The 218-nt window shown below is 34.4% G+C and carries 1 pseudogene; it reads right to left on the reverse strand.

Features of this window, described 5'->3' with window-relative positions:
• A pseudogene (locus ACEO2X_RS14850) lies at positions 1-218 on the reverse strand (IS701 family transposase); the annotation flags it as partial.

A 218-nucleotide genomic window follows, 5' to 3' on the forward strand; every position in this document is an offset into this window, starting at 1 on the left:
TAACTAAGTCCATATGTTGACTATATGGTTTATCTAAAACAGTATCATCAATACTGACTATAAGTTTATTATTATCAATATGTTGAATTGATTCTTGATATAGGTCGTGAGGTGTGTAGTCTTCACGTTCTAGAAAGCGATTTACACTATCATGCGAGATGTTATAAGTCTCGGCAAGTTGTGTGCAGCTAATAGAGTTCGGTTCTGTCATGAGAAAG

The sequence above is a fragment of the Acinetobacter sp. AL9 genome, from assembly GCF_041464035.1.
Classification (GTDB): Bacteria; Pseudomonadota; Gammaproteobacteria; order Pseudomonadales; family Moraxellaceae; genus Acinetobacter; species Acinetobacter towneri.